The 25,554-nt window shown below is 69.0% G+C and carries 20 protein-coding genes; 10 read left to right on the forward strand and 10 right to left on the reverse strand.

Annotation, left to right across the window (positions count from 1 at the left end; translation table 11 throughout):
• Positions 1 to 81 precede the first annotated feature (81 nt).
• Positions 82 to 861: an IclR family transcriptional regulator gene (locus ABZ453_RS06850; protein ID WP_359012278.1), complete on the forward strand. Its 780-nt coding sequence runs from the start codon at positions 82 to 84 to the stop codon at positions 859 to 861.
• A gap of 28 nt (positions 862 to 889) precedes the next feature.
• Here the strand turns inward: ABZ453_RS06850 and ABZ453_RS06855 are convergent, their stop codons facing one another.
• Together ABZ453_RS06855 and ABZ453_RS06860 are read right to left on the reverse strand one after the other, a co-directional pair.
• Complete coding sequence (locus ABZ453_RS06855) at positions 890 to 1,267, reverse strand: nuclear transport factor 2 family protein (RefSeq protein WP_359012279.1); 378 nt, start codon at positions 1,265 to 1,267, stop codon at positions 890 to 892.
• Positions 1,268 to 1,416: 149 nt separating this feature from the next.
• Complete coding sequence (locus tag ABZ453_RS06860; RefSeq protein WP_359012281.1) at positions 1,417 to 3,126, reverse strand: MFS transporter; 1,710 nt, start codon at positions 3,124 to 3,126, stop codon at positions 1,417 to 1,419.
• A gap of 752 nt (positions 3,127 to 3,878) precedes the next feature.
• Here ABZ453_RS06860 and ABZ453_RS06865 point away from each other — a divergent pair.
• Complete coding sequence (locus tag ABZ453_RS06865; protein WP_359012283.1) at positions 3,879 to 4,592, forward strand: MBL fold metallo-hydrolase; 714 nt, start codon at positions 3,879 to 3,881, stop codon at positions 4,590 to 4,592.
• Positions 4,593 to 4,815: 223 nt separating this feature from the next.
• Here the strand turns inward: ABZ453_RS06865 and ABZ453_RS06870 are convergent, their stop codons facing one another.
• The 6 genes from ABZ453_RS06870 to ABZ453_RS06895 form a co-directional block, all read right to left on the reverse strand.
• The gene (locus ABZ453_RS06870) at positions 4,816 to 5,205 is read right to left on the reverse strand and encodes a hypothetical protein (RefSeq protein ID WP_359012285.1); all 390 of its coding nucleotides are present in this window, start codon (positions 5,203 to 5,205) and stop codon (positions 4,816 to 4,818) included.
• 39 nt (positions 5,206 to 5,244) lie between these two features.
• The gene (locus ABZ453_RS06875) at positions 5,245 to 5,703 is read right to left on the reverse strand and encodes a hypothetical protein (protein ID WP_359012287.1); all 459 of its coding nucleotides are present in this window, start codon (positions 5,701 to 5,703) and stop codon (positions 5,245 to 5,247) included.
• On the reverse strand, positions 5,661 to 6,038 hold the full coding sequence (locus ABZ453_RS06880) for a nuclear transport factor 2 family protein (protein WP_359012289.1): 378 nt from the start codon (positions 6,036 to 6,038) through the stop codon (positions 5,661 to 5,663). The genes ABZ453_RS06875 and ABZ453_RS06880 overlap by 43 nt, the downstream gene beginning before the upstream one ends.
• Positions 6,039 to 7,205: a hypothetical protein gene (locus ABZ453_RS06885; RefSeq protein ID WP_359012290.1), complete on the reverse strand. Its 1,167-nt coding sequence runs from the start codon at positions 7,203 to 7,205 to the stop codon at positions 6,039 to 6,041.
• 163 nt (positions 7,206 to 7,368) lie between these two features.
• On the reverse strand, positions 7,369 to 8,298 hold the full coding sequence (locus ABZ453_RS06890) for an ABC transporter permease (RefSeq protein ID WP_359012292.1): 930 nt from the start codon (positions 8,296 to 8,298) through the stop codon (positions 7,369 to 7,371).
• 86 nt (positions 8,299 to 8,384) lie between these two features.
• The gene (locus ABZ453_RS06895) at positions 8,385 to 9,968 is read right to left on the reverse strand and encodes a sugar ABC transporter ATP-binding protein (RefSeq protein WP_359012294.1); all 1,584 of its coding nucleotides are present in this window, start codon (positions 9,966 to 9,968) and stop codon (positions 8,385 to 8,387) included.
• Between the two features lie 407 nt (positions 9,969 to 10,375).
• Between ABZ453_RS06895 and ABZ453_RS06900 the strand changes: the two genes are divergently transcribed.
• Complete coding sequence (locus tag ABZ453_RS06900) at positions 10,376 to 10,849, forward strand: nuclear transport factor 2 family protein (RefSeq protein ID WP_359012295.1); 474 nt, start codon at positions 10,376 to 10,378, stop codon at positions 10,847 to 10,849.
• Between the two features lie 47 nt (positions 10,850 to 10,896).
• Here ABZ453_RS06900 and ABZ453_RS06905 read toward each other — a convergent pair whose 3' ends face one another.
• Both ABZ453_RS06905 and ABZ453_RS06910 read right to left on the reverse strand, forming a co-directional pair.
• Complete coding sequence (locus ABZ453_RS06905; RefSeq protein ID WP_359012297.1) at positions 10,897 to 13,554, reverse strand: family 78 glycoside hydrolase catalytic domain; 2,658 nt, start codon at positions 13,552 to 13,554, stop codon at positions 10,897 to 10,899.
• Between the two features lie 40 nt (positions 13,555 to 13,594).
• The gene (locus ABZ453_RS06910; protein WP_359012299.1) at positions 13,595 to 14,641 is read right to left on the reverse strand and encodes a LacI family DNA-binding transcriptional regulator; all 1,047 of its coding nucleotides are present in this window, start codon (positions 14,639 to 14,641) and stop codon (positions 13,595 to 13,597) included.
• 246 nt (positions 14,642 to 14,887) lie between these two features.
• Here ABZ453_RS06910 and ABZ453_RS06915 point away from each other — a divergent pair, with 246 nt between their 5' ends.
• The 7 genes from ABZ453_RS06915 (at position 14,888) to ABZ453_RS06945 (ending at position 25,421) form a co-directional block, all read left to right on the forward strand.
• Complete coding sequence (locus ABZ453_RS06915) at positions 14,888 to 16,222, forward strand: extracellular solute-binding protein (RefSeq protein ID WP_359012300.1); 1,335 nt, start codon at positions 14,888 to 14,890, stop codon at positions 16,220 to 16,222.
• Positions 16,222 to 17,127, forward strand: a complete 906-nt coding sequence (locus ABZ453_RS06920) for a sugar ABC transporter permease (RefSeq protein ID WP_359012302.1) — start codon at positions 16,222 to 16,224, stop codon at positions 17,125 to 17,127. The genes ABZ453_RS06915 and ABZ453_RS06920 overlap by 1 nt, the downstream gene beginning before the upstream one ends.
• Positions 17,128 to 17,129: 2 nt before the next feature.
• A complete protein-coding gene (locus ABZ453_RS06925) occupies positions 17,130 to 18,026 on the forward strand; it encodes a carbohydrate ABC transporter permease (RefSeq protein ID WP_359012304.1) in 897 nt (298 codons plus the stop codon).
• A 28-nt stretch (positions 18,027 to 18,054) separates the two neighbouring features.
• Complete coding sequence (locus ABZ453_RS06930; RefSeq protein WP_359012306.1) at positions 18,055 to 19,938, forward strand: hypothetical protein; 1,884 nt, start codon at positions 18,055 to 18,057, stop codon at positions 19,936 to 19,938.
• A gap of 66 nt (positions 19,939 to 20,004) precedes the next feature.
• The gene (locus ABZ453_RS06935; RefSeq protein ID WP_359012308.1) at positions 20,005 to 22,122 is read left to right on the forward strand and encodes a beta-galactosidase; all 2,118 of its coding nucleotides are present in this window, start codon (positions 20,005 to 20,007) and stop codon (positions 22,120 to 22,122) included.
• Between the two features lie 63 nt (positions 22,123 to 22,185).
• Positions 22,186 to 23,604, forward strand: coding sequence for a glycoside hydrolase family 5 protein (locus ABZ453_RS06940; RefSeq protein WP_359012310.1), 1,419 nt, complete (start codon positions 22,186 to 22,188; stop codon positions 23,602 to 23,604).
• Positions 23,605 to 23,675: 71 nt separating this feature from the next.
• Positions 23,676 to 25,421 (forward strand): family 43 glycosylhydrolase, encoded by a 1,746-nt coding sequence (locus ABZ453_RS06945; protein ID WP_359012312.1) that lies wholly within the window; start codon positions 23,676 to 23,678, stop codon positions 25,419 to 25,421.
• The last annotated feature ends 133 nt before the right edge of the window (positions 25,422 to 25,554 follow it).

Raw genomic sequence — 25,554 nt, forward strand, 5'->3', positions numbered from 1 at the left:
TTCCGTTGGAAGAACTACATCATCCATTCAACGAACAGAGGAGGTAGGGTGCTCGGGGTCACGAACTATGGAGGAGGGGCCATGCCTCGCGCGAACGAGCCGGGACGCACCGTCAGCTCCCGGCTGTGGGACCTGCTGTTCGCCTTCGACCCCGACCACACCGAGCTGAGCCTCGCCGACCTGGTCAGACGTACCGGCATGCCGCACGCCACCGCGCGGCGCCTCACGCTAGAACTCGTGGAGGCCGGCGCGTTGGAGCGCACCAGCGACAACCGCTTCGCGATCGGCCTGCGGCTGTGGCGTCTCGGCACCCTCGCACCGCGTGCCGAGACGCTCCGCAGCGCCGCCCAGCCCTTCGTCGAGGACCTGTACACCGCTCTGCACCAGCATGTGCAGCTGGCCGTCCTCCAGGGCGACCAGGCCGTGATCATCGAACGCCTCTCGGCGGTCAACGCCGTCGGGCTCACCTCGCAGGTAGGCGGCCATCTGCCCCTGCACTGCTCGGGTGTCGGCAAGGTGCTGCTGAGCCACAGCAGTCCGCAGTTCATCGACGAGGTACTGGCGGGCAGGCTGCAGCGCTTCACCCCCAGGACGATCGTGGACCCGGCCGAACTCCGTCGCGAACTGGCGTCCTGTCGCTCGACCGGAACGGTTGTCGTCAAGGAAGAGTTGACCGAAGGCGCCGAGTCGGTCGCAACTCGCATCGTCGACGGCCGCGGCAAGGTCGTCGCGGCCCTATCCGTCGTGGTGGCCGCAGGCTCGATCAAACTGCAGGCGGCCGTTCCCTCGCTGGTCGCGAGCGGACTGGGGCTGTCCCGGAGCCTCGGCTGGCGGCCGGGCATTCCCATCCGTACATCGTGACCTCGCTTGCTGCGGGAAGACCGGCGCGTCATCCCGCGGGTTGTCGCCGGGAGAGCTGCATGTGGCCGAGCCGCCAGCCCTCGTCGGTCGCGAACCACACCCGGGTGGCCACCGCCTGCACCAAGAACGGCGGCAGATCCGGTACGCGCCGGATCCGCATCTTCTGGAAGCACGTCACGATGGCCCGCCCCTCACGCTCCCGGCACGTCACCTCGCTGGTCTCGGCCTCAAGGGTGGCGCCCATCGACGCGTTGTAGGTGAGGAAGCGCTCGCGGTCGTGGACGTTCCCGACCGGCCCGTGCACGATCTTGCAGTCGGGGAGCATGAGCGCACGCTGCTCCTCGTCCCCTTTCGTGATCGCGACGAGCCACGCCGCCTCTGCCTGGGTAACCGTCGTGGTGGTCATGGTCCGACTCCTGTCCGAGTTGTGGTGTGATCGTTGTGCGTGGAACCGCGCTGCCCGCCGCGGTGGTCCCTCACGAGGAGGGGCCGCGGCGGGCGCCGGGGGTTCCCGGCCGACTGCCCTGTTCCGGCAGCGGCCGGTCCGTCGAACGGTCAGCCGTCGAGGGCGTGCCCATCGTCGTCGAGATGCTTCTCTCCCGGACCACCACGCCCGGCCGCGAAGGTGAGAGCCGCGGCCACGAGTGCGGCCACACCGCCGAGCACATACGCGTGGGAGTAACTGTTACTGAGAGCGTCGAACGCGACATCCTTGAGCGGGTTGAAGGGGATCACCTGACCGTCCGGCGAAGTGACGGTCGCCGGCACCGAGTTGGCGCCGAGCGGCCCCGAGGCAACGGCGTGCACCGCGGCCTCCAGCTGCGGTCTCTGCTCCGCGGGAGCGTGGGCAGGCGCGTCCTGGAAAGCCTCGTACGCCTTGCTCAGGGCGGGATTGCCGGTCACCTCGCGGGCCATCTCCTTGGCGGCCTGGCCCAGCGCGACGGCGCCCGCGATCGCGGGGCCGAAGGCGAACCCGAGGTCGCGGAAGGTGCTCGTGGCACCGCTCGCCATCCCGGCGAGGTGGTTGGGCAGCGCGTTGACCGCGACCGCGCTCATGGCGGCGAAGGCGAGTCCCGAGCCGGTGCCCGCGAGGATCAGCGGCCCGACGATGGAGCCCAACGCCCGGTCGCTCGCCGGAACTCCGGCGAACCACAGCCCGCCGACCCCGATGAGCGTCAGGCCCGCGCAGAGAACCCACCGGGGGTTGTAGTGCTCCAGCAGCTTCGACGTCAGAGGCAGCAGCACGAGGCCGATGCCGCCGAAGAAGAGGTAGGCGATGGAGCTCTTCAGCGGGCTGAATCCCTGGACGGTGGTGAGGCGGATGCTGGTGGAGTACATGATCGCGAGGAAGCCGAACATGCCGATCAGGGTGACCACCGAGTTGACGGCGAACGCCCGGTTCTTGAACGCGCTCAGGAGGAGGAGCGGCTGGGCGACACGGCCCTCCACGAAGACGAACAGCGCGAGGAAGACAGCGGCTGCGATGAACGCGATGACGATCTGCGGGCTCCCCCAACCGCTCTCAGGGCCCTGGATCACGGCGTACAGCACAGCGAACAGACCGAGCGCGGCGGTGATCTGACCCGGCCAGTCCAGGGAGCGGCCCTCGGGCGCGGCAGAGTTCTGGGCGAGGGCCAGCGACAGCAGCACGCTGACCGCGGCGATGACCAGGACACCGACATAGGCCCAGCGCCAGTTCCCGTTCCCGTCCCAGCCGGTGTGGATCTTGGCGGCGACGCCTGCCAGCAGGGGACCGAGGAAGCCGCCGATCGAGAGCGCTGCGGCCCAGACCGCCACGCCACGCGCGCGGGTGGCGGTGGTGTGCGTGCCGGCCGCCACCATCGCAAGGCTCGTCGGGAAGATGGCCGCGGCCCCGATGCCGCTGAGGAGCTGGCCGATGATGAGCAAGGTCACCCGGGTGTCCGTCGACGACCCCTCGCCCGGCACCAGGACCGCGACGGCCGAGCCCACGACGATGAGCGCGGCTCCTCCGAGCAGCAGGCGCTTGCGGCCGAACAGGTCGCCGAACACGCCGAAGCCCAGCTCCAGCGCGGCGACGGGGATGAAGAAGGCGTCGACGATCCACGTCAGCTGCGCCGAGGACGGCGCGAGATCCTGCTGGATCAGCCCGGTGATGAGCGAGGGAACGGAAAGGGCCATCTGCGAGAGGCACACCGCGAGCACCACCGCGGCCAGCGTGCCCGGCCTCAGGGTGTATCTGGCGCTCTCCCCGCTTGCCTCAGCGGGTGCATCGATCTGGACCATGGACGACTCCTTGCGCGCTGCACGCGCTGCTGTCGGAACCGGCGTTCGCCGCCGGACCTTGTGAGGGGCGCTCTGTCCGACCGTGCGGCGACACCGCCGACGAACCGCCCCGGGGCCTGCGCGGACCGCCTCCGCGTAGCTCTGCGACCAACCCTGATTCGGGTCGCCCGGTGCCGTGACCGACCTGCCAGGCAGCGCCAAAGTAGGAAGTGACCACCGTCACGCTCAATGGACCTGTTCATTGGACGAACAAGCTGTCCCCGCGCAGAAGATGTCCGACGTCGCTCCCTTGCCGGTCCGCCGCTTCCCGACCTGCAAGATCTCCCTCCGCCGGGGACCGTCGACGGCCACACCCAAACGGGGGCCAACGGAACCTCGCCTCGCCGAGATCAGACGTCGCACCGGCAATGTCGGTGTTCGGCGGTGTGGGACACGTCCTCTCCGACGGTGCCGCCAGCGGTGGTGCATCGGTCGTGCAACCGCCTCCGTCCGCGCGCCTTCCAGCGGACCCGGGAGCCCTCGATCTCCGTCAGCACCCGACGCCGGATCCGGTACATCCGTCCCAGGCCCGGGAAGGCGGGCAGCCTCGTCCTGACGCCGTTGTTCGATGAACGGACGGCAGGCTTCAGGACGAGGCGTCGACAAAGGAGAGTTCACAGAGTGGAGATGAGGCACCGCATGACAACGTCGCGGCCAAAGACGGCCGCTGTACGCGTCCGCCAGGTGCCATCAGGACAAGAAGGAAACAGACCATGGGCGACCGAGCGACTGAGATCCGCAAGCTTGCTCCCGATCTCTTCATGATCCGAACGGACTTCCCACAGGTCTACCTCTGGTGGGATGGATCAGAGGTCACGATGATCGACGCGGGGTTTCCCGGGGACGAGCCCGCACTCGCTGAACTGGGCTTGCCCACCACAGCCCTCCAGCGACTGGTGCTGACGCACCACCACGAGGACCACACGGGCGCGGCTGCGGATGTGGCGAACTGGGGCGATGTTGAAGTGGTCGCGCATCGCGCCGACGCTCCGGTCATCCGCGGTGAGCGCCCTCCCCCGCGCCGGACGCTCACCCACGAGGAGCGCGCGATATTCGAGCGAGTGTCCGCCGGTATCCCGCCCGCTCCCCCGTGTCGCGTCGACTCCGAGGTGGAGTCGGGGGACATCGTCGCGATCGGGGGCGGAGCGACGGTGATCAGCGGGGATGGGCACACGGCGGGCAGCATCGGCCTCCTGGTGAGGGAGCCCCGCGTCCTGTTCACCGGCGACCTCATTGTCACCACGCCGGGAGGGCCGACACTGGGCCACTTCAACGACGACGCGGCTTCGGCCCGTCGCTCCGCCGCGGCCATGGCCGCCCACGACGTGCTGCTTCTGTGCCCCGGACATGGCGAACCGCTGACGGACCCGCAGGTACTGAGCGAGTTGGAAGCGGCGCTGGCGTCCTCCGCGCCCGGCGTCCTTTAGTTTCTCACGCGAGCGTTTTCGCGAAGCCGTCGGCAACGCGATTCGGGCGACGTTCGTCCCGAAGCCGATCGAGCCCTGGAGGCAAGGCAGGTTCCCCTTCGGCGCGGGGCCCGGCGCGCACATCGCGACGGCTCAGGATCGATCGTCGTCGCTGACTCGGAGATGCCTGCGCCATCCGGCTTCCGCGAGGACCGGATGGCGCCGGCGCTCAAGTCGGGTCATGTCACTCGAGTCCGTGGATGACCTTGCCACCCGGCGGCGGGCGAAACGCGTCCCAGTGCTCGACGAGCAGCCCGTCGTGTATGCGGAAGACGTCGATCAGCAGCCCGTCCTCGCGGATTGCCTGACGGGCGATGAACTTCCCGTCGGCGATGACGTTCACCTCGATCTCCTTCGCCGGGTCGAGGCGCTCCTCCGGGGGCAGCGAGAGGATGTAGGTGAAGAACTTCCGGAGCCCTTCGCGACCTTGCTCGATGTTCGGGTTGTGCTGGATGTAGTCCGCGGCCACGTACCGGTCGAGACGCTCCAGTCCCTCCACCGTGCCGTGGGCGACATCGAAGAACTCGGCGACGATCTGCTTGTTGCGCTGGAGGTCGTAGGCCTCGTCAGCCATTTCCATTTCCTTTCCCCTTTCCCTTCGCTGGATCGGACTTCATTCGAGGCCGTGGATGATCGCGCGGCCGGGCGGCGGGCGGCACGCGTCCCAGTGCTCCTTGACGAGGCCGCCTTCGAGACGGAAGACGTTGATGAGCAGCCCGTCTTCGCGGATCTCGTGCCGGACCACGAAGTCGCCCTCCGCGGTGAGGTGCACCTCGATTTCCCTGGAGGGGTCAAGGCGCTCGGAGGGCGGAAGCGAGAGGATGTGCGTGAAGAACGTGCGCAGTCCGTCGAGTCCCTGCCCGATGTTCGGGTTGTGCTGGATGTAGTCCGCGGCCGCGAACTCGCCGAGCCGGTCCAGACCCGCGAGATCGCCGTGGGCGACCGCCAGGAAGTCCTCGACGAGCCGCTTGTTGCGTTCCAGCCGCCCGGGTTCCGATCCGGCCGCCTCGCCGGGTCCGGCACCCGCCGTCACGATCCCGTCGGGGGGTCGTAGCCCGGCGCCGAACGCCACGCGTCCCAGTGCTCCTGGAGCATGCCGTCCCGGACCCGCCATATGTCGATGTGCAAGCCGTTGACACGGATCTCGTGTCGCACCACGAGATCGCCCTCGCCGATCAGGTGGACCTCGACGGTCCCGGAAGGATCGAGATCCTTCTCCCCTACGCGATGGAATCCGGCGAAGTACTCACGGACGCCCTCTCGCCCCTGGCCGACGTGTGGGTTGTGCTGGATGTAGTCGACCGCGACGAGGTCGTCGAGACGGTCGAGTCGCTTGGCGATCGCCACTTCGCTGACGAACGCCTCGACCACCTGCTTGTTCCTTTCGGTGGTTTCGCCGCCTGCCATCTACTTCTTGCCCCAGAGCTTGAGGAACCCGTTCACATAGTCGGCCTTGCCGTACCAGGAGCCGCTCGACCACCCCTTCTGGCTGAGGTCGAGGCCGGTGACGTTGGCGGACGTGAACAGACGCTGGAACGGGAAGTCCAGCTCGCCCGAACGCGGCTGGCCCACCATGAGCCGCAGCAGCGAATCGGACATGTACCAAGAGAGTGCCGGAAGGCTGAACGCGGCGACCGCGCCGACCCACTGGGCCTGGCCGAGCTGCTGCATCACGGCCAGGGCGCCGCCCACCGTGCCGATCTTGGTCTCCGAGGCACTGCGGCCCGCGGCCTGCGCTCCCGAGACGACATCCGGGATGTAGTTGTTCGTACCGGCCACGATGTACTTCATGTCGGAGTCCGACACCAGCGATGTCGACACCTCGGTCGAGATCTTGTCCTGGTTGACCGTGTTCACGTCGATCACCTTCGACGAGCAGCCGCCGCAGTCGTCCTTCAGCACCTTGACGACGCCGTCATTGGCCCAGGAAGGCGTGATGTCGTTCGAGGTCGTGCGCATCGCGAGCACATGGGCCGAGCCCTTGGAGTCGACGATGAACTGATCGGTCAGCCAGGAGTGGAGCTTCACGAAGCCCGGGGCCACGTAGCTGACAAGCTTCGGGGCGCCAGGTCCGGTGGCCGTCGTCAGGCCGTTGACCAGCGGGATGCCCGCCTTCGCGACGTCGGCGATCCCGCTCGGTGCGGTGTTCTGGGTGATGCCGACGGTGACGATGCCGATGGCCTTCGCGTTGATCGCCTGGTGAAGGCAGTTGGCGACGCCGTCCGGCGAGCCGCCGGTCGTGCCGCACGCTTCGACGTCGACGCCGAAGCGCGAGAACACGCTCTTGATCTCGTTTGCGACGACCGAGAAGTCCTGCACCTCGAGCGCCGGCACGACGACGTAGACCTTCCCGCCGGTGATCTTCGAGGTGTCGATGGCCGGTCCCGGCGCGGCGAACGTGTCGATCGGCTGTCTCGCCGCGTTGACCGCTTTCGTGACGCTGGGCGGTACGGTGCCCGCCGCGTCTCCCGATGAGCCCGAGCTCGTCTTGGCGCTGTCGCAGCCGACGAGGGCGAGTGCCAGCACCGTGCAGGCGGCGAGAAGTCCGCACGATTGATTGCGCCCGTTCAGCATGAGATTGCCTCTCTTCTTTGAGTGGGTGATCACTTGGCCCTCTTCTTCGAGAGCAGAGCGCTGTCCCGTCCGTGGGCGAGCAGGTCAGGACCAGGGCGACTTCAGCCACCGCCGTGTCTCGCATCGCTTCCCGGCGGAAGGGAAGTCCCGCACGGGAACCGGTTCAGCCCCGCGCACGGCGTCGGAGAAGGAACGACACGGTGATGGCGATGACCAACGCCGCACCGTAGAAGACGTTCGTCACCCACCCGGACAGTCCGAGCAGTTGCAGCCCGAACATGCCCGTCAGCAGGAAGTAGGCGGCGATGAACATACCGACCGCGTTGAATCGCCCGGGAACTACCGCGACTGTTCCGAGGAACACGGCGGCGAGGGCCGGCATCATCTGCAACTGGGCCGTCGCGGTACTGAACCCGCCGACGCCGCACGCGAGGATGATGCCGATACCGCCGCTGAGCAGAGCGGACATCAGGTAGCCGCCGAAACGGATACGGCGGACGGGGATACCGGCGAGTCTCGCGACGTTCGGGTTCGAGCCGACGAACAGCATCGATCGGCCGAGTGGAGTCGCGGTCATGACGTAGGCGGTGATGACAACGAGCACGACGCCGTACCAGAACACCGCCGGGAGGCCCAGGAAACTGCCGAGCGCGACCTGCGCGAGCCCCGGGTCGAGGCCGCTCACGTTCGACTGGTCCGACAGCAACAGCGCGATGCCCAGAGCAATGCTCCCCGTGCCGAGGGTGACGACGATCGAGCTGATCCCGACGACGACCACGAGTACCGCGTTCACGAGGCCGACGAGCACCGCCGCGGCGAGGGCCACGAGGATCGCCGGCGGGACCGGCCAGCCGTGCAGAACGACCAGGGCCGGGAACGTGGTTCCCGCCAGGCCGTAGATGAACGCGAACGACAGGTCGAACTCGCCCACGGCGATCGTGACGATGACCGCGAGGCCGAGGAAGACCACCGGTGTCTGCTGGCCGAAGACCGCGCGCGACGCGCTTGTGAGGTCGACGCTGTTCGGGAGAAGCACCAGGAAGAGCACCACCATGATGATCCACAGCAGTACGAGGCTGTAGCGCTGAAGCACGTAGACTCCAGCCCCTGAGAGAGGCAGGCCCGTCTTCCGGGGCGCGACGCCGGAGGCGATCGTGGGTTGTGACCGTGTGGTTGCCATCAGGCCTCGATTGCGGGAGTCGGTGCAAGGGTGGAACGGTGCGCCGCGTCGTCGGCGGCGTAGATCGCGGAGAGAACGCCGTCCGCGTCGAACGGTCGCGTCATCTCGCGGGCGATCCGGCCGTCCTGGAGGATGAGCACCCGGTCACAGATCGCCGCGAGATCCTCCACCTCGGAGGAGCAGACCACGACCGCCGATCCGTCGGCGGCCGCCTGCCGGCTCGCTGTGAGGATCGCGTGTCGCGCGCCGACATCGACCGCCTGTGTGGGGTCGTCGAGCACGAGCAGGTCGGGCGTCCCAAGGAGCCACTTGCCCAGCAGCACCTTCTGCTGGTTGCCACCGGACATCGAGGCCACGGGCATGGTGGGGTTCGGCGGCCGGATGTCGAACCGCGCGACGATGTTCTCGGTCTCGGCGCGCTGCCACTTGAACCCGGTCCACCAGGGCTTTCCCCTGCTGCGCAGGTGCGGGAGAGTTGCATTCTCTTCGACCGTCAGCTCGAGCGCGACACCCTTGTCGTGCCGGTCGGCGGGAATGAAGGCGATGCCGGCGTCGAGGAGGTCGACGACCTTGGCACGGGCCAGGTCGACGACGCGTCCGCCGAGCCTGACCCTGCCGGTGCCGCGCCGGTCGCCGCCGAGAAGCGGCCCGAGGTCCGACAGGCCGGAGTCGACCGTCCCCGTGAAGCCGACGACCTCACCGCGACGGATGGCAGCGCTCACACCTGTGACCCGTCCGCCGCGGACGTCGACGAACTCGACCGCCTCGGGCCGGGACGTGGGCGGCAGGCTCTCCATGATGTCGCCGAGTTCGGCGGCACGCCCGAGGACGAGTCCGGCCAGCTTGGCCTCGTCGAGCCCTGCCGTCTCGATGCCCGCCTCCACGACACGGCCGTTGCGCAGGACCGTCGCCCGGTCGGCGATCTCGAGCACCTCCTTGAGGTTGTGGCTGATGAACAGCACGGCGGTGCCCTGGCTCTTGAGCAGGCGGATCATGTCGTAGAACGCCGGCAGCGCCTCATGCGGGACGGCGCGCGAGGACTCGTCGAAGACCACGACACCCGTGCCTGGGGTCCGGTCCTGCAGTGCCCGTGCGACGGCGACCGCGACCCGCTCGCTGGGCAGCAGGGTCGAGACCTCGGCCGACGGGTCGATGTCAGTGCGGAGGTATTCCAGCGTCTCGCGCGCGGCGACAGCGTCCTGGGAGATCCGGATCCAGCGGGTGATCCGGTTGACCGAGTGCCTGCCGACCCGCACGTTGTCGCGCACCGAGAGGTCGGGCACGAGACCAAGATCCTGGTGCACGAACGAGAGCCCCTGTCCGTGCAGCGCCTTCGCCTTGATCGGCGGGCCGATCCGCTCGCCGTCGAGCAGGATCTCGCCGCCCGGATCCGCCGAGTAGACACCGGAGATCAGCTTGATGAGCGTCGACTTGCCGGAGCCGTTCTGCCCGACCAGGCCATGCACCTCCCCCGGGCTGATCGTCAGACTCGCGTTCTCCAGGACCGCGACGCCCGCGAACGTCTTGGAGAGACCACGGACCTCGAGCCGCGGGACCGGCTGGACCGCAGATTCGCCGGCCATGGCTAGCGCCCGTGCCGTGCAGAACTGGTTTCCTCGACGCCTCCAAGGGCGGAACGGGGTGTCTCCGCAAGGAGGACAGCGTGAATGGGTGCGGGCAGAGTGCCCGAGATCTGAGGGTTTCCGCCCCCCTTCCCGGGTGCGTCACTGGGTGAGTCGGTCTGAACCATGGATGACTCCTTGCGCGCGAAACGCTGCTGCCGAACCGACGTTCCCCGTCGGCCGCTGAGTGTGGATGCTTGTGCTGCGGCTAGCCCGGCAACACTGCTGCCGACCGCTCATGGGTCTTCGCGGAGTTCCTCCGCGTGGCCCTTCAACCGAACCAGATTCAGAACGCTCGGCACGGTGACCGGCCGACGAGCAGCGTCAACGTAGGAAGTGACCCGCGTCACGCTCAAGGGGCATGTTCGTTGGATGAACAAGTCGCCCATATCGTCGGCTTCGATGTGCACCATCCAGGAGCTACCGACGATCCCTGCCCTCGCCTGTTCGGCAGACTGTGGCACCAGGAGGCCAAAATGACAGTCCCGACAAGCCGTGAAGTGCTTGAAGGTTTCCTCTCCACCCTGCAGGCTCATGGCGCTCGCCGAGCCTTCGAGCAGTACGCCGTTGAGGACTATGTCCAACACAACCCGAAAGCAGGGAGAGGCCGGGAAGGCGCCATCGCATATCTCGAAGAGGAAGCGGCCAAAGGTGGCCGGGCCACGGTGAAGCGGATCATCAGCGACGGGGCGATGGTTGCCCTTCACCTGCACATGGAATTCACGGACGGGAGCCCTGACCTGGCGATCGTCGACATCTGGCGCGTCGAAGAAGGCAAGCTCGCGGAGCATTGGGACGTCGCTCAGGAGATCACCAAGACGAGCATCTCAGAAGCCTTTTGAGCATTCTGTCAGGACCTCGGGCCCGTCACTGGAGGGCCGCACCGCCGTCAGTCGACCGCCGGATACCGGAACCGGCCCGGCCCTGCTGTCAGTTCACGTCCGTAGGGCAGGACCACGGTGGCCGTGCAGGTGGGCGGTACGTCGACCGTCAGGTGCAGCGTGTCGCCCTGGGTGTGCCAGTCGACCGCGATGGTGCCGCGCGGGCTGTCGAAGGTGCCGCGCGCCCAGTCGACCGACGCGTGGGGCACGGGGGCGACGACGAACCGTTCCCAGGCCACCGAGTCCGACGCCTGCCGCAGGCCGAGGGTGTGGGTGTGCAGGAACTGGATGACGGCGCCCTTGCTGTAGTGGTTGAGCGAGGCGTTCGCGTTGCCGTCCTCGTCGACGCCGTCCCACTCCTCCCACACCGTGGTGGCACCGCGGTCGAGCATGCCGAGCCAGGAGGGCGAGGTGCGCTGGAGGAGCACCCGGTAGGCGAGGTCGGCATGGCCGGTGTCGGCGAGGACGGGCAGGAGGTGGGCAGTGGAGAGGAACCCGGTGGCCAGGTGTGTGCCGGCCTTCTCGATGAGCTCGGTCAGCCGCGCGGCGACGGCGTCGCGCAGCTTCTCGGGCGCCAGGCCGTAGGCGAGGGCGCGGACATAACTCGCCTGGGTGTCGACGGTCGTACGGCCGGTGTCGTCGAGGAACTCCGTCCGCCAGGCCTCCTTGATCCGCTCCCCCAGCCCGGCGTAGCGGGCGGCCGCGGCCTCGCGGCCCAGGACCCGGGCGACCCTGGCGAGCGTGACGGTCGAGCGGTACAGGAACGCGGTGCCGACCTCGCCCTTGTCGGTCTTCATCCAGGCTTCGGGGTCGTCGTCCGTCGATTCGATGGGCGAGCCGTCCTCGGTGCGGGGTTTGGGCTCGGCCCACTCGCCCCAGTGGAAGGAGCCGTCCCAGACGAACTCCTCGTGCCGCAAGGGCACTTCGGAGCGGGCCACGCGGGAGGGGTGGCGGGCGGTGCGGGCGGTGGCGAGCGCCCATTCCACCCAGCGGACCATCGCGTCCCAGTTCTCGGCGAGCACCTGCCGGTCGCCGTAGGTCCGGTAGAGCTCCCACGGCACCAGCACGATGGCGTCGCCCCAGCCGGCGGAACCCGTCATCATGTCGAGGCGCTTGTCGCCGCGGAGCTTGATGCGCCGTCCGTCCGGGGAGAAGTTGGCGATGCGCCCGTCGTCGAGTTGGTCGTCGCGGACCGAGCGCAGCCACTTGCGGCTGAATCCGGAGACGTCGTAGAGGCGGGCGGCGCTGGGCAGGAAGACCTGGTAGTCGCCGGTCCAGCCGATGCGTTCGCGGGTGGGGCAGTCGGTGGGGACGTCGACGGCGTTGCCGCGGAAGCTCCAACGGGCCACCTCGTGCAGGTGGTTGAGGTCCTGGTGGGAGCAGGCGAAGGTGCCGGTGGGACGCAGGTCGGTGTGGACCACCCGCATGGTCAGGCTTGACGCCTCCAGCGGCACCTCGCCGCGCTGGAGGCGGGCGTAGCGGAAGCCGTGCACGGTGTGGCGGGGCTCGAAGTACTCGCCGGTGGCACCGGAGGAGACGGCCTCGTCGTGCTGGACGAAGACGGTCACGGGGTCGCCCGGGCGCTGGATGTCGAGGTGGATGGTGGTGAGGTCGCCGGTGACGGGGTCGAGGTGCTCGCCGTGGTCGATCACAGTGCGGGTGCCGGCGGGGCCGAGGTCGGTGAGGGCGATCCAGCCGGAGGCGTTCTGCCCGAAGTCGGCGATCCAGGCGCCGTCCGGCAGCCGGGTGAGCGAGGCGACGGGGCGGTCCTCGATACAGCGCACGGGTGGGGCCGGGGACCAGTCGATCGGGGGCGCGGTCACGGCGTCGACGAGGACCGGCCGTTCGGGGCCGGGGGCCGCGAGGAAGTCGGTGATCTGGCCGTCCATCAGGTCTGCTCGGGTGACGGGGCTCGGGGCGGAGGTCCAGCGCTCGTCGGTGCGTACGGTCTGACGCGAGCCGTCGGCGCGTTCCAGGTGCAACTCCAGGCGGGCGGCGAGCAGTTCGCCCCAACCGGCGGGTTTGCGGAAGGCTCCGACCTGGCCGCGGTACCAGCCGTCGGACAGCACGATCTCGACCGTGTTGGCACCGGGGAGGAGGGACGCGGTGACGTCGGCCGCCTGGGCGTACAAGGTGCGGTCGTACGAGGCCGAGCCCGGAGCGAGTTCGACGGTGCCCGCGCGCTCGCCGTTGAGGAAGACCTCGTACACGCCCAGGGCCGTGGAGTACAGCCGGGCACGGACCACCTCGGCCGCGGTGAAGGTGGTCCGCAGGACGTGCGCTGGGCGGGTGCCGGGGGGCAGGAGCGCGTGCTGCGGGTCGTCGGCCGGTGTGATCCAGTGCGCCGTCCAGTCCTCGTCGAGCAGACCGGCCTCGAAGTCGTGCCAGGCGCTCCACGGTGAGATCAGTGACTCGGCGCGGGAGCGGACGCGCCAGCGGACGCGCTCGCCGCTGCGCAGGGGCGGGGCCGGCCAGGCGACGTAGAGATGGTCGTGGGCGGGGGTCGTCAGTGGCGGCCGGTCCTCGACGTGGATCTCCAGTTCGTGGACGGCGTGCGCCGGTATGCCGGTGAGGGGCTTCCACGACAGGCGGGGGCTGCTGCCGGAGACTGGGAAGAGGTCGCCGCCGAAGTCGATGGCGAGGTCGTACGGAGCGGGCGTGGCCATCGGTGCCGTCGCCTCCCTTTCCGTGGGGTGGCCGGTCGGTTCAGGCCGTGGCGTCGCTCGGGGCCGACAGTGCCCGAGTCGATGAACGGACCACCAGGCGGGTGGCCAGCTCGACGTGATGGGAGTCGATGTCCTCGGCGGCGGCCAGGCGCAGGGCGGTGCGCAGGGCCACGGATCCCATCTCCGGGACGGGGCCGTGGATGGTGGTCAGCGGGGGTGAGATCACCTGGGCCAGCGGGGTGTTGTCGAAGCCGACGACGCTGAGGTCGTCGGGGACGCGCAGACCACGCAGCCGGGCGGCTTCGATGACCCCGGCGGCCAGTTCGTCCGAGGCGGCGAACACAGCGGTGGGCCTCGGCTCCACGGCCAGCAGCCGTCCACCGTGCTCGACGCCCTCGGCGGCGTGGAACGTACCGGCGTGGCGGATCAGTTCACCCAGCACAGGCACGCCGGCCGCCTCCATCGCGCTGCGGAAGCCGTGCAGCCGGGCCTGGTTGGACCAGGCGTGCTCCGTGCCGCCGAGAAAGGCGATCCGGCGGTGGCCGAGGGAGAGCAGATGGGCGGTGGCCGCGTTGCCGCCGGCGAAGTTGGTCGCGCCGACGCTGACGATCGAGCCGTCGGGCAGTGACTCGGGGTCGAGCAGCACCACCGGCAGCCGGACCCGGTTGAGGGCTTCGAGGATCGGGCCCGACAGGGTGTTCGCCGTGACCGTGATGACGGCGCGGCGGCCTGCGGCGGCCAGGCCGCGGGCCCAGGCGGCGGGGTCGGCTGCCGGATCCTGGTCGCCGCGCCTGCTGACCACCACGGCGATGCCCTCACGGGCCCCGGCGTCGACCACGCTCTGGATGAGCTCGGTGTGGTAGATGCTCAGCCGCTCGAAGCCGAAGAACAGCTCCACGGTGGGGTGGGCGCGCAGGTCGTCACGGTTGCCGCCGTAGTTGTACTGACGCATCAGGTCCAGCACCAGGTCGCGGGTCTGCTGTGCCACGTCCGGGCGCCCGTTGATGACCTTGGACACGGTGGCCACCGAGACACCGGCATACTCGGCGATCTGCGCCAGTGTGACGCGGCTGGAAGCGGATGCCATGACTCCCCCTTTGACGAGCGTGCCGGTCAGACTACTTCCTCACGCGGAGCACCGTAGCACCGAAACTTTTTTCGATCACCTATCGATCCGATCGTCAGCGATCTCCTGCTGAAACAAGCCGTGTTCAAAGGGTTGACGAAGATCTCGGCCGTATCTAGCGTGCACCGTCAGCAAATCGGACGGAAATCTCTTTCGATCAATTACGCCGTGAAGTTTCGGCACCCTGACCCATGGAGGAGGCTCGCGATGAGGCGAGACCACACCGCGCAGACGGCTTCGCCGGCCGCCGCCCCGTTCCTGTCCCGCCGCGGTTTCCTCGGCGCCGTCGGCGGCGGACTGGCCGCCACCACGCTGGCCGCCTGTGGCTCGGGCGGGAGCAGCTCGTCGGGCGGCGGCTCCGAGGTCGTCTTCATGAACCAGTCCCGGGGCCAGGCCGCGACGCTGAAGGCGCTGGCCAAGCAGTACACCCAGCAGACCGGCGTGAAGATCAGGATCGACGACGTCGGTCCGACCGACTTCCTGACCAAGCTCCAGTCGAGCTCGCAGTCCCGCGACATGCCGGACATGTACTCGGTGGTGGACGGCCACTCCATGGCTCCCTACTACAAGGCCGGCTGGGCCATGGACCTGACGGACCAGATGAAGGGCGGCTGGGGCGACACCTTCCGACCCGCCACGCTCAGGACCACGACGTTCGGGGCGGACAACCCGCAGCATGTGAAGCCGGGCATCTACAGCGCCCACTGGGAGACTCCCGCCCTCGGCATCTTCGTCAACGCCGCGCTGTACAAGGCGGCAGGGCTCGATCCGGACCAGGCACCAGCCTCCATGAGCGAGTTCATCGACCAGCTGCGGAAGATCAAGAAGTCCGGGAAGGGCCCCTTCTGGTTCGCGACGAGCCTGTCCAACCAGGTGATCCAGTCCTACGCGTCCAACTACATGTCCGACGAGGAACTGAACGCCACCTTCGTGGGCAAGAACAGCTGGAAGAGCGCGGGCTGGCGCAAGACCCTCCAGCTCGTGGCCGACCTGCGGGACGCCGGCGTGATCGCCACCGGCTCGCTGCCCAGCGGCACCACCGACAACCCCACCGTGGAGAAGGCCTTCTTCAACACCAAGGGCGTCGCGGCCATCTTCGACGGCACCTCGGCCGTCGGCGTGGCGCGCGCCACGGCCCCGGACTTCACCGACTTCCGTTCCTTCCCCCTGCCCAAGGCCGATGACGGCACCCGGTCCCCACGACTGGTCGGCGGCGCCGCCAAGGGCGCGGCCGTCAATCCCCGCAGCAAGAAGGCGGCCGAGGCGCTGAAGTTCCTCAAGTGGCTGACCGCCGCCAAGCAGCAGCAGGCCTGGGCCAAGGGCGTTCCGCTGATCCCCTCCGCGCGCGCCGTGTCGGACAAGGACGTCCCCGAGCAACTGGCGGGCATCGCCGCGAAGATCTCCGACGTCCAACTCGTCCCGAACCAGATCCTGGAGCAGGTCAACACGGCCCTGCAGAAGGGCACTCAGGCGCTCATCCTCAAGGAGCGCACCGTCGACCAGGTACTCGGCGACCTCGACGCGGCGCAGAAGAGCGCGTAATGCGGCGCCGCAGTCGCGTTCTGGCGGCCTGGCTCTTCCTCACACCGGCGCTGGCCGTGATCGCCATGTTCACGGTGGTCCCGTTCGTGCAGGGCATCCTGCTGAGCTTCCAGTCCTGGGACGGGGTGAGCCTGGACACGCCCTACGTCGGGCTCGACAACTACCGTTACGTGCTGCACGACACCCAGTTCTGGGGCTCGATGAAGAACGCCGTCCTCTACGGCGTGGTCGGACTGGTCGTCGCCAACGCGGTGTCGATGGTGATGGCCCTCGCCGTGCACCGCGCCCGCCGCGGATCGGCGTTCTTCCGCACCGTGTACTACCTGCCCGGGGTGTTCTCCACCGTCGTGGTGGGTGTGATGTTCTCCTGGTTCCTCGACCCGAACATCGGGGTCGTCAACCAGACGCTGAAGGCCGTCGGCCTCGACGGTCTTCAGCACAACTGGCTGGGCGACCCCACGACGGCCGTGATCGCGGTCGCCGCCGTGTTCGTCTGGTACCACTGGGGATTCGGCTTCATCCTCTTCCTGGCCGGCCGACAGGACGTGCCCAAGGAGCTGTACGAGGCCTCGTCACTGGACGGAGCCCGGGGGTGGGCCCAGTTCCGTTACGTCACCTGGCCCGGCATGTCTCACGTCACCGGCATCGTCAGCGTGCTGACCCTGCTCAGCGGTCTGCAGATCTTCGGCACGGTCCAGGTGCTGACCAACGGCGGCCCCGCCGGTCATACCGAGGTCCCCACCCTGCACATCTACCAACAGGCCTTCCAGTACAGCGAGTACGGCCGCGCGGCCGCGATGTCCGTCATCTTCGGGCTGTGCCTGATCGCCCTGGCCTGCCTCCAGCTGTGGGTCTCCCGCAGGCTCGGCGGCAGCACCGACTCCCGGACGGAGAAGGGACGTTGACCGTGAACACGCTTCTGGACCCGGCACAGGAGTCCAGTACGTCGTCGGTGTCGCAATCGGTCCCCAGCCCACGACGCCCCGCCGGCCGGCTGCCGCGTATGGCCCTGTACGCACTGCTGGTCGCGGGCGCGCTCGAGGCATTGGTGCCGGTGTTGTGGGTGCTGAGCGGATCCCTGCAGAGCGCCAAGCAGCTGTACAAGGGGACGAACCCGATCCCCCGCCCCTTCGAATGGGGCAATTTCGCCACCGCCTGGAACGAGGGCGGGTTCAGCCAGTACCTGCCCAACAGCCTCCTCTACACCGCGGCCGCGGTCCTCGGGATCCTGGTCATCGCGAGCCTGGCCGGGTACGCCCTGGCGCGCATCGAGTTCCCCGGCCGAGGTGCGGTCGTGGCCGCCCTTCTCGTCGCCATGATCATCCCGATGCCGGCCTCGTTCATCGCCCAGTACAAGCTGCTGATCACGCTCGGGCTCGCCAACACCCGGATCGGCTACATCCTCGTGCTCATCGCCGGCGGGCTGCCGATCTCCATCCTGATCATGCGCGGCTTCTTCGCCAGCCAGCCCAGGGAGCTGGAGGAGGCCGCCGCGATCGACGGGGCCTCCCTGCTCGGGACCTTCTGGCGGATCATCCTCCCGCTGGCCAAGCCGGGGCTTGTCGCCGTGGCCGTCATCCAGGCCATGGGGGTCTGGAACGAGTACCTCATGGGCCTGGTGCTGTTCAACGACAGCTCACTGATGCCGGTACAGCGCGGGCTCACCAACTTCGTCTCCGCGGACTCCCCGCAACAGCAGATCCTGCTCGCCGCCTCCCTCATCGCGGTGCTGCCGATCGTCATCTTCTACGCCGTCGCGCAGCGGCACATCATCAGCGGGCTGTCGGCGGGAGCACTCAAGTGACCGGGCAACGACCAGAGAGGAAGCTGCAATGATCACACGAGTTCGCCGCAAGCGTGCCACCCTCGTCAGAGCCGCCGCGGCCACGGCGGCGCTGGTGCTCGCCGCCACCCTGTCCAGCACCCAGGTGCAGGCAGCCGACGCCTCGCCCGCCACCGTTCGACCACGGGTCGACATCAAGGAACTGCCCGTGCCGCCGACCGTCCCGGCGGACGGGGTGTGCACCCACCCCACGGGCTGTGTCTCGGCCGACTGGGGCGGCATCGGAACACCCGGCCCCGCCAGGGACGCGAAGTACGTGTTCCTGGGCGTCACCTACGCCGGAGCACCGCAGTCGGGCCCCGCGAGCGTCTACGGCGGCCCGCAGGTCCTGGTGGTCCGCACCGACGGCACCACGTTCCGCAACGGCGAGGCATGGAAGTGCGTCACCTGCGGGGTGTCGTACGGACCCGACATCGACACCAGCCAGCTCACCTACCCGCCCGCGAACGAACTGCCCGACCACCGGCGGGTCCTGGTGAGCAACGGCATCCTGGAATGCGGCCCCGACGGAGCCGCCTACGCGGTCACCGACCCGCGCTGCACCCCCGCCGACACCCGTATCACGCCCATCTACTGGAACGGCAAGCCGCTGTACGCCCGCGACGCCTCCGGCATCAACAACGGCCGCGAATGGCGCCTCAGCCCCGACGGGGTCCACCTGGTCTGGGACGTCCTCGACTTCCGGGCCCTCACGGAGATCCCGTACGTCGGCCGGCTCGCCTACGACCGGCACGACCGGCGCTACGAACTGACCAAGGTCTCGGTCCTGGCGAACTCCTCACCCGCCTACCAGCCGCTGACCGTCGAGGACGGCAACCGACTGCGGCTCAATCAGGCCGGCATGATCGGCGAACCGCGCGGATTCACCAGCGACGGACGGGCGGTGCTCGGCATCCAGAGCCTGCGTTCCGACAGCATGGACGCCTGGGCAACCGACCTCGCCACGGGCCACTCCCGGCCGCTGACCCGGCAAGCTCACTACACCGACCCCATGTCGATGTCCCCCGACGGCAGGTGGCTGCTCGCCGATGAGGTGAGGGGTTCCGGACGCCTCGACTTCATCGCCGGGATGCCCGGGGTGCCCCCGCTCACCTCCCAGCTGTCGACCGCGCCGTACGTCTCAGGGATCCGCAACAACGGCAACCGCCGGTACTTCTCCCCCTGGCTCGTCGACCCCACAACCGGTAACGGCTTCCAGATCAACGCCGGATCCGACCCGAACTGGAACGCCGCCGCCGACCCGGTGTGGCTCGCCGACAGCACCGCCGTCGTCTACACCGAGAACCTGGCCTGCGGCGCGAATCCGACACCGCACCGCTGCACGGACTCGACGGAACCAGGAGGCCGCAACAGCCGGCTGATGATCGCCCGCTTCCCCGGCCTCAAGCCCGGCAAGCCGGTGTCTCCCGCTCCGGTCTCCGACCACACCTGGGGCGTGCCGTACACGCCGGGCCAGAACCCGCCGAAGACCTCACCGGTGCCGACCGGCACGTACACCCTGCGCGGCCAGGACCGCGGCTCGGCCACCGTACGGATCACCAACGACAGCGCCGGAGACCAGACCCTCGGCATCGGCGTCGCCTACGACAACTACAGCGACGACGGCACGAACGTCATCAACGGCACCGAGACGGTGGAGCGCGTCTCCAACACCGCGCTCGGCTGCACCCCGGGTACCGCCTCGGCCCTCGCCTGCGTCACCTGGACCGAGGACCTGACGCTGACCGGCCGGCACACCGGCACCAAGCGCACGGGCCCCGGCGGCTTCACCCTCGGCCCGTCCGTGATGCTCCGTAACGACTTCCAGGCCGTCGGCACCCTCACCACCACCATCGACGGGATCACGTACGCCCAGCCGGTCAACGGCAGCTGATCCGGGGTCGGCGGAACCTCCCCTCCGCCGCCCCTCCGCCCACCCTGCCTCCAGGAGGCCCCCTTCATGGCGGACCTGCCCGCCCACGTCCTCTTCGGCGCCGCGTACTACCACGAGTACCGGCCCCCCTACGGCACAGACCACCCCGATGAACGACTCAAGGCCGATCTCGACCTCATGGCCGAGGCCCGCTTCACCGTCATCCGGGTCGGCGAGTCCGTATGGTCGACATGGGAGCCGGAGAACGACGTCTTCGACCTCGACTGGCTCCAACCCGTGCTCGACGGCGCCCAGGAACGCGGTGTCTCCGTCATCCTGGGCACCCCCACCTACGCGATCCCGCCCTGGCTGGCCCGCCAGTACCCCGAGATCGCCGGCGAACGGCGCAGCGGCGAACGCATCCCCTTCGGCGCCCGCCAGGAGGTCGACTACACCCACCCCGCCTTCCTCTTCCACGCCGAGCGAGTCGTCCGCCGCGTCCTCGCCCGCTACGCCCGGCACCCGGCGGTGATCGGCTTCCAGGTCGACAACGAGCCCGGCCTGGAACTCTTCCACAACCACGGCGTCTTCCAGCGCTTCACCGACCACCTCCGCCACCAGTACGGCGACGTGGAGACCCTCAACCACGAATGGGGCCTGGTCCACTGGTCGCACCGGCTGAGCACCTGGGCCGACCTGTGGCTCCCGGACGGCAACACCCAGCCGCAGTACGACGTCGCCTGGCGGGATTTCCAGGCCCGGCAGACCACCGAGTTCGTCGCCTGGCAGGCGGCCATCGTCCGCGAGTTCGCGACCCCCGGGCAGTTCGTGACGACCTGCGTCTCCTACCCCCGCCCGGGAGTCGAGGACCACGAGCTCAACGAGACCCTCGACATCGCCGCCGGCAACCCCTACTACGGCATGCAGGACGCGCTGTCGTACGGCGAACGCGCCTGGTCCGTCTCCCAGATCGGGGACTGGATGTACGCCTCCCGCCAAGCGCCGTTCCTGGTCACCGAGACCAACGCCGGCACCATCGGCCCGCCCTGGGACAACCGCCCCGCCTACGACGGCCAGTGGCGTCAGGCCGCCTGGCAACTGGTGGCCCGCGGCGCGCGGATGATCGAGTACTGGCACTGGCACACCCTGCACTTCGGGACCGAGACCTATGTGGGCGGCATCCTCCCGCACAGTGGCAGACCAGGCCGCGCCTATGACGAACTGGCCCGCCTGGGAGCGGAGTTCGAGACCGCGGGCGCCCTGGTCGCCGGACTGGAGCCGGACGCGGACCTCACACTGGTCTACTCGACGCCGAGCAAGTGGCTGATGCAGAAGTACCCGCCGCTGGCCGAGCCCGACGGCAGCCCCGATGCCAACGCCTACCACGGGATCTTCGACCCCTTCTACCGCGGCGCCTTCGCATCGGGCCGCCAGGTCCGTATCGTGCACGCCCGCCAACTGCACGACCCCAGCGGCGAACGCCTGGGCCCGAGCCCCGAGGAGGCGGCACGCCGCCATCCCGTCCTCGTCGTCCCGGCGCTGTACCTGGCCGCCGACTCCACCCTGGACTGGCTCGCCGCCTACGCACACGCCGGCGGACACCTCGTGCTCGGCCCACGCACCGGTTACGCCGACCACGAGGCCCGGGCCCGGCACGAACCGGCTCCGGGGCGGCTCGTCGAGGCCGCGGGGGCGAGCTACGAGGAGTTCAGCAACCTGACGGCCGACATCCCGCTGCGCGCGGCGCCCGGCAGCCCGCTGCACCTGCCCGACCAGGCCACGGCCACGCGCTGGATCGAGGGCCTGACCACCGTGGACGCGCAGGTCCTGGCCGCATACGACCATCCGCACTTCGGCCGCTGGGCCGCCGTCACCACACGCCCGCACGGCGCGGGCCGGGTCACCTGCGTCGGCACCGTTCCGGGCCACGATCTCGCCGTCGCGCTGGCCACCTGGCTCGCGCCGACCCCGCGCAGCGGCTGGCACGACCTCCCGCCGTCGGTCACCGCCGCCACCGGCACCTCCCCCAACGGGCGCTGGCTCCACATCGTCCACAACTGGGACTGGGACCCCGTACACGTGACCGCTCCGACGACGCTGACAGACGTGCTGGACGGCACCGCCGTGCCCGCCGGCGCCCACCTGCGTCTGGGGCCCTGGGACGTTCGCGTCTTCGTCGCCGTCGACGAGCCGGCCGGCCCCTGAGGGCCGTACCGACGCCCCCCTCACCACCGTCACCCGTCACCCGTCTCGAAGGAACCGCCTGTCTTGGCCACGACGCAGCCCTCCGCCCCCTCCCGATCCGCCACTCCCCCGAACCCGCTGCTGAGGGTCTCCGGCACCCGGCTGGAGACGTACGACGGCACGCCCGTCCGGCTCCGGGGCGCCGGCCTCGGCGGCTGGATGAACATGGAGAACTTCATCACCGGCTTCCCGGGCAACGAGGCCGCGATGCGCGCCGCGGTACGGGAGGTCCTCGGCGAGCGCCGCTACGATCTGTTCTTCGGGCGGTTCCTGACGGCCTTCTTCGACGAGGCCGACGCCGCGCTGCTCGCCGCCAAGGGCCTTAACTGCCTGCGCCTGCCGGTCAACTACCGCCACCTCGAGGACGACGCCCGCCCGTTCGAGATCCGCGAGGAGGGTTTCGCCCAGCTCGACCGGGTGGTGGACCTGTGCGCGCGGTACGGCATCTACACCATCATCGACCTGCACTCCCTGCCCGGCGGCCAGAACCACCAGTGGCACTCCGACAACCCCACGCACCTTCCGTTCTTCTGGGACCACCCGCACTTCCAGGACCGGGTGGTGCGCCTGTGGGAGGTCATCGCCGACCGTTACAAGGACCATCCGTGGGTGGCGGGCTACAACCCGGTCAACGAGCCCGCCGACGACTCAGGACAGGTGCTGCCCGCCTTCTACGACCGCCTCGCCGCAGCGATCCGCGCGGTCGACCCTCACCACATCCTCTTCCTCGACGGCAACCACTACTCCACCGACTTCGACGTCTTCCACGACCCCATCGACAACGCCGTCTACACCTGCCACGACTACGCACGCGCAGGCTTCGCCCGCAGCGGTGGATACCCCGGCAAGACGGACGGCACCTGGATCGACAAGGAACAGGTCGAGGAAGCCTTCCTGCGCCGCACCGCCTACATGCGCAAGACCAACACCCCGGTCTGGGTGGGCGAGTTCGGACCCGTCTACACCGGCGACCGGGCACGCGACGAACAGTGCGCCCAACTCCTCGCCGACCAGCTGGACATCTACCGGCGGCACGAGGCGAGCTGGTCCATCTGGACGTACAAGGACGTCGGCCTGCAAGGACTGGTCCACACGGCACCGCACAGTGCCTACCAACGGCACGTCGCCGAGTTCACGGCGAAGAAGCACCGCCTAGGCGCGGAGGCGTGGAGCTCCCCCCAGGGCACGATCCGCGAACTGGCCAAGCCGCTCGAGCAACTCATCGCCGACGAGTTCCCGGGCTTTTCGGGCCGGCCGTTCAGCACCCGCCAGTGGATGGACGTCCTCCTGCGGCACATCCTGCTGGGCCAGCCTCTCGTCCAGGAGTACGCCGAACTCTTCCGCGGGCTCGGCGACGACGACGTCATCGCCCTGGCCGACTCCTTCTCGCTTGAGCAGTGCGTACGGCGCGACTGGCTGCTGGACGCCCTCGCCGGCGGATGACGTACGACCAGCCCGTGCGGTCCGCAGGGCCGGCCTCGCCCTCCTCCGTCACCGACCTCGGAGACCCAACGATGCACTCCTCCCAGCGTGTCATCTGCAATCCCCTCGACCTCGCTTACCGCTACCAGGACATACGCGCCTCCGGCAGCCGGTCCGTCCACCGGGAGGCGGCGGATCCGTCCGTCGTGCTGTACCAAGGCCGCTACTACATGTTCGTGTCGATGTCGGCGGGGTTCTGGCACTCGGCGGATCTGCTGCGGTGGGAGTACCGCGCGACCTCCAAGCTGCCCGCCCTGGACTACGCACCGGATGTCCGGGAGGTCGACGGAGCCCTGTACATCAGCGCGTCCAGAAAAAGGGACAACTGCCCCTTCTTTCGCAGCATGGATCCATTGGCGGACGACTTCGTCGAGGTCACGCCGGGCACCTTCCCCTTCTGGGACCCGAACCTCTTCCAGGACGACGACGGCGCCGTCTATCTCTACTGGGGCTGCGACAACAACACACCCCTCTACGGAGCGCGCCTCTCGGACACCTTCGAGCGGATCGGTGACCCGGTGCCGTTGATCCGGGCCGACGTCGCGACCCACGGTTGGGAACAGGTCGGCGAGGACCACGTCACCACACCGACCCGCCCCGACCAGGAGCAACTCCTCGCCAGACTCGAAGGCAAGCCCTACATCGAGGGCGCGTGGATGACCAGGCACCAGGACACCTACTATCTGCAGTACGCGGCACCCGCCACGCAACTCAACACCTACGCCGACGGCTACTACACGGCCCCGTCCCCGCTCGGCCCGTTCGCGTACTCACTCGACAGCCCGTTCTCCTCCAAACCCGGCGGCTTCATCACCGGGGCGGGCCACGGAAGCACCTTCCAGGACCGTCATGGAAACTGGTGGCACGCGTCAACCATGCGCATCTCCGTGAACGACGACTTCGAGCGGCGCGTCGGGATCTTCCCCGCAGGGTTCGACCAGGACGGCGTCCTCTTCTGCAACCAGAACTTCGCCGACTATCCCTTCGTCGTCCCGGACGCGCCGTTCGATCCGTGGACGCCCCCGCCCTGGATGCTGCTCTCCTACAAGGCGCAGGCCACCGCCTCGTCCGCCGCCCCCGGCCACACCCCCGCATCCACTGTCGACGAGGACATCCGCACCTGGTGGGCAGCCGGGAGCCGCGAACCCGGCGAATCCCTCACCATCGACCTCGGCGTGAGCAAGACGGTGAACGCGGTGCAGGTCAACCTGGCGGATCACAAGCTGGGAGCCGTCGCCCCGCACGTCCCCGAAGGAGCGGCCTGGAACCGCCAGTTCTGGCGCGGCATCTTTCCCCGTCATCAGCCGGCGGAGACCCTGGTGGAGGTCTCGCAGGAGGGACAGCGATGGACCGTCGTGCGCGACAGCCGGGAGACGGACGTCGATGCCCCGCACGCGTTCATCGTGCTCGACGCACCCCTGCGCGCCCGCTACATCCGGGTCACCGGCGGCCGTATGCCCTTCGACGGCGTTCTCGCAGTCAGCGGAGTACGCGCCTTCGGGACGGGTGACGGCGCGGCCCCGCGCCCGGTCCGTGCCCGCGCCCACCGTGTCGACGGCCGCACCGCCAGGATCGAATGGGACGCCACCAGCGCGGCCACCGGCTACAACATCCGCTACGGCCGCCATCCCGAGAAGCTCTACCACAGCTGGCTGGTGTACGAGCGGACCTGTCTCGACCTGCGCTCGCTCAATGCTGACGCGGAGTACTGGGTGGCGGTGGACGCGTTCGGCGAAGGCGGCATCGCCCCCGGCGAGACGGCGCGACTGAAGCAGTGAACACCCAAGGCAAGATCGTCCTGCTCCTCCGGCCGGGGCCCAAGAGGCTCCGGTGACGGTCATCGAGCCTGCAGGCTCTTTCAAAGAGCCGAGGCCGGGGTGTGCGAGCGCGCCGGGAACAGATCGTCCTGCC

The sequence above is a fragment of the Streptomyces sp. NPDC005799 genome, assembly GCF_040630525.1.
GTDB classification, from domain to species: Bacteria; Actinomycetota; Actinomycetes; order Streptomycetales; family Streptomycetaceae; genus Streptomyces; species Streptomyces griseorubiginosus_B.

Coding starts and splice junctions, on each gene's coding strand:
- ABZ453_RS06850 (WP_359012278.1), top strand. CDS start 82: ATGCCTCGCGCGAACGAGCCGGGACGCACCGTCAGCTCCCGGCTGTGG.
- ABZ453_RS06855 (WP_359012279.1), bottom strand. CDS start 1,267: ATGACCACCACGACGGTTACCCAGGCAGAGGCGGCGTGGCTCGTCGCG.
- ABZ453_RS06860 (WP_359012281.1), bottom strand. CDS start 3,126: ATGGTCCAGATCGATGCACCCGCTGAGGCAAGCGGGGAGAGCGCCAGA.
- ABZ453_RS06865 (WP_359012283.1), top strand. CDS start 3,879: ATGGGCGACCGAGCGACTGAGATCCGCAAGCTTGCTCCCGATCTCTTC.
- ABZ453_RS06870 (WP_359012285.1), bottom strand. CDS start 5,205: ATGGCTGACGAGGCCTACGACCTCCAGCGCAACAAGCAGATCGTCGCC.
- ABZ453_RS06880 (WP_359012289.1), bottom strand. CDS start 6,038: ATGGCAGGCGGCGAAACCACCGAAAGGAACAAGCAGGTGGTCGAGGCG.
- ABZ453_RS06885 (WP_359012290.1), bottom strand. CDS start 7,205: ATGCTGAACGGGCGCAATCAATCGTGCGGACTTCTCGCCGCCTGCACG.
- ABZ453_RS06895 (WP_359012294.1), bottom strand. CDS start 9,968: ATGGCCGGCGAATCTGCGGTCCAGCCGGTCCCGCGGCTCGAGGTCCGT.
- ABZ453_RS06905 (WP_359012297.1), bottom strand. CDS start 13,554: ATGGCCACGCCCGCTCCGTACGACCTCGCCATCGACTTCGGCGGCGAC.
- ABZ453_RS06910 (WP_359012299.1), bottom strand. CDS start 14,641: ATGGCATCCGCTTCCAGCCGCGTCACACTGGCGCAGATCGCCGAGTAT.
- ABZ453_RS06915 (WP_359012300.1), top strand. CDS start 14,888: ATGAGGCGAGACCACACCGCGCAGACGGCTTCGCCGGCCGCCGCCCCG.
- ABZ453_RS06920 (WP_359012302.1), top strand. CDS start 16,222: ATGCGGCGCCGCAGTCGCGTTCTGGCGGCCTGGCTCTTCCTCACACCG.
- ABZ453_RS06930 (WP_359012306.1), top strand. CDS start 18,055: ATGATCACACGAGTTCGCCGCAAGCGTGCCACCCTCGTCAGAGCCGCC.
- ABZ453_RS06935 (WP_359012308.1), top strand. CDS start 20,005: ATGGCGGACCTGCCCGCCCACGTCCTCTTCGGCGCCGCGTACTACCAC.
- ABZ453_RS06945 (WP_359012312.1), top strand. CDS start 23,676: ATGCACTCCTCCCAGCGTGTCATCTGCAATCCCCTCGACCTCGCTTAC.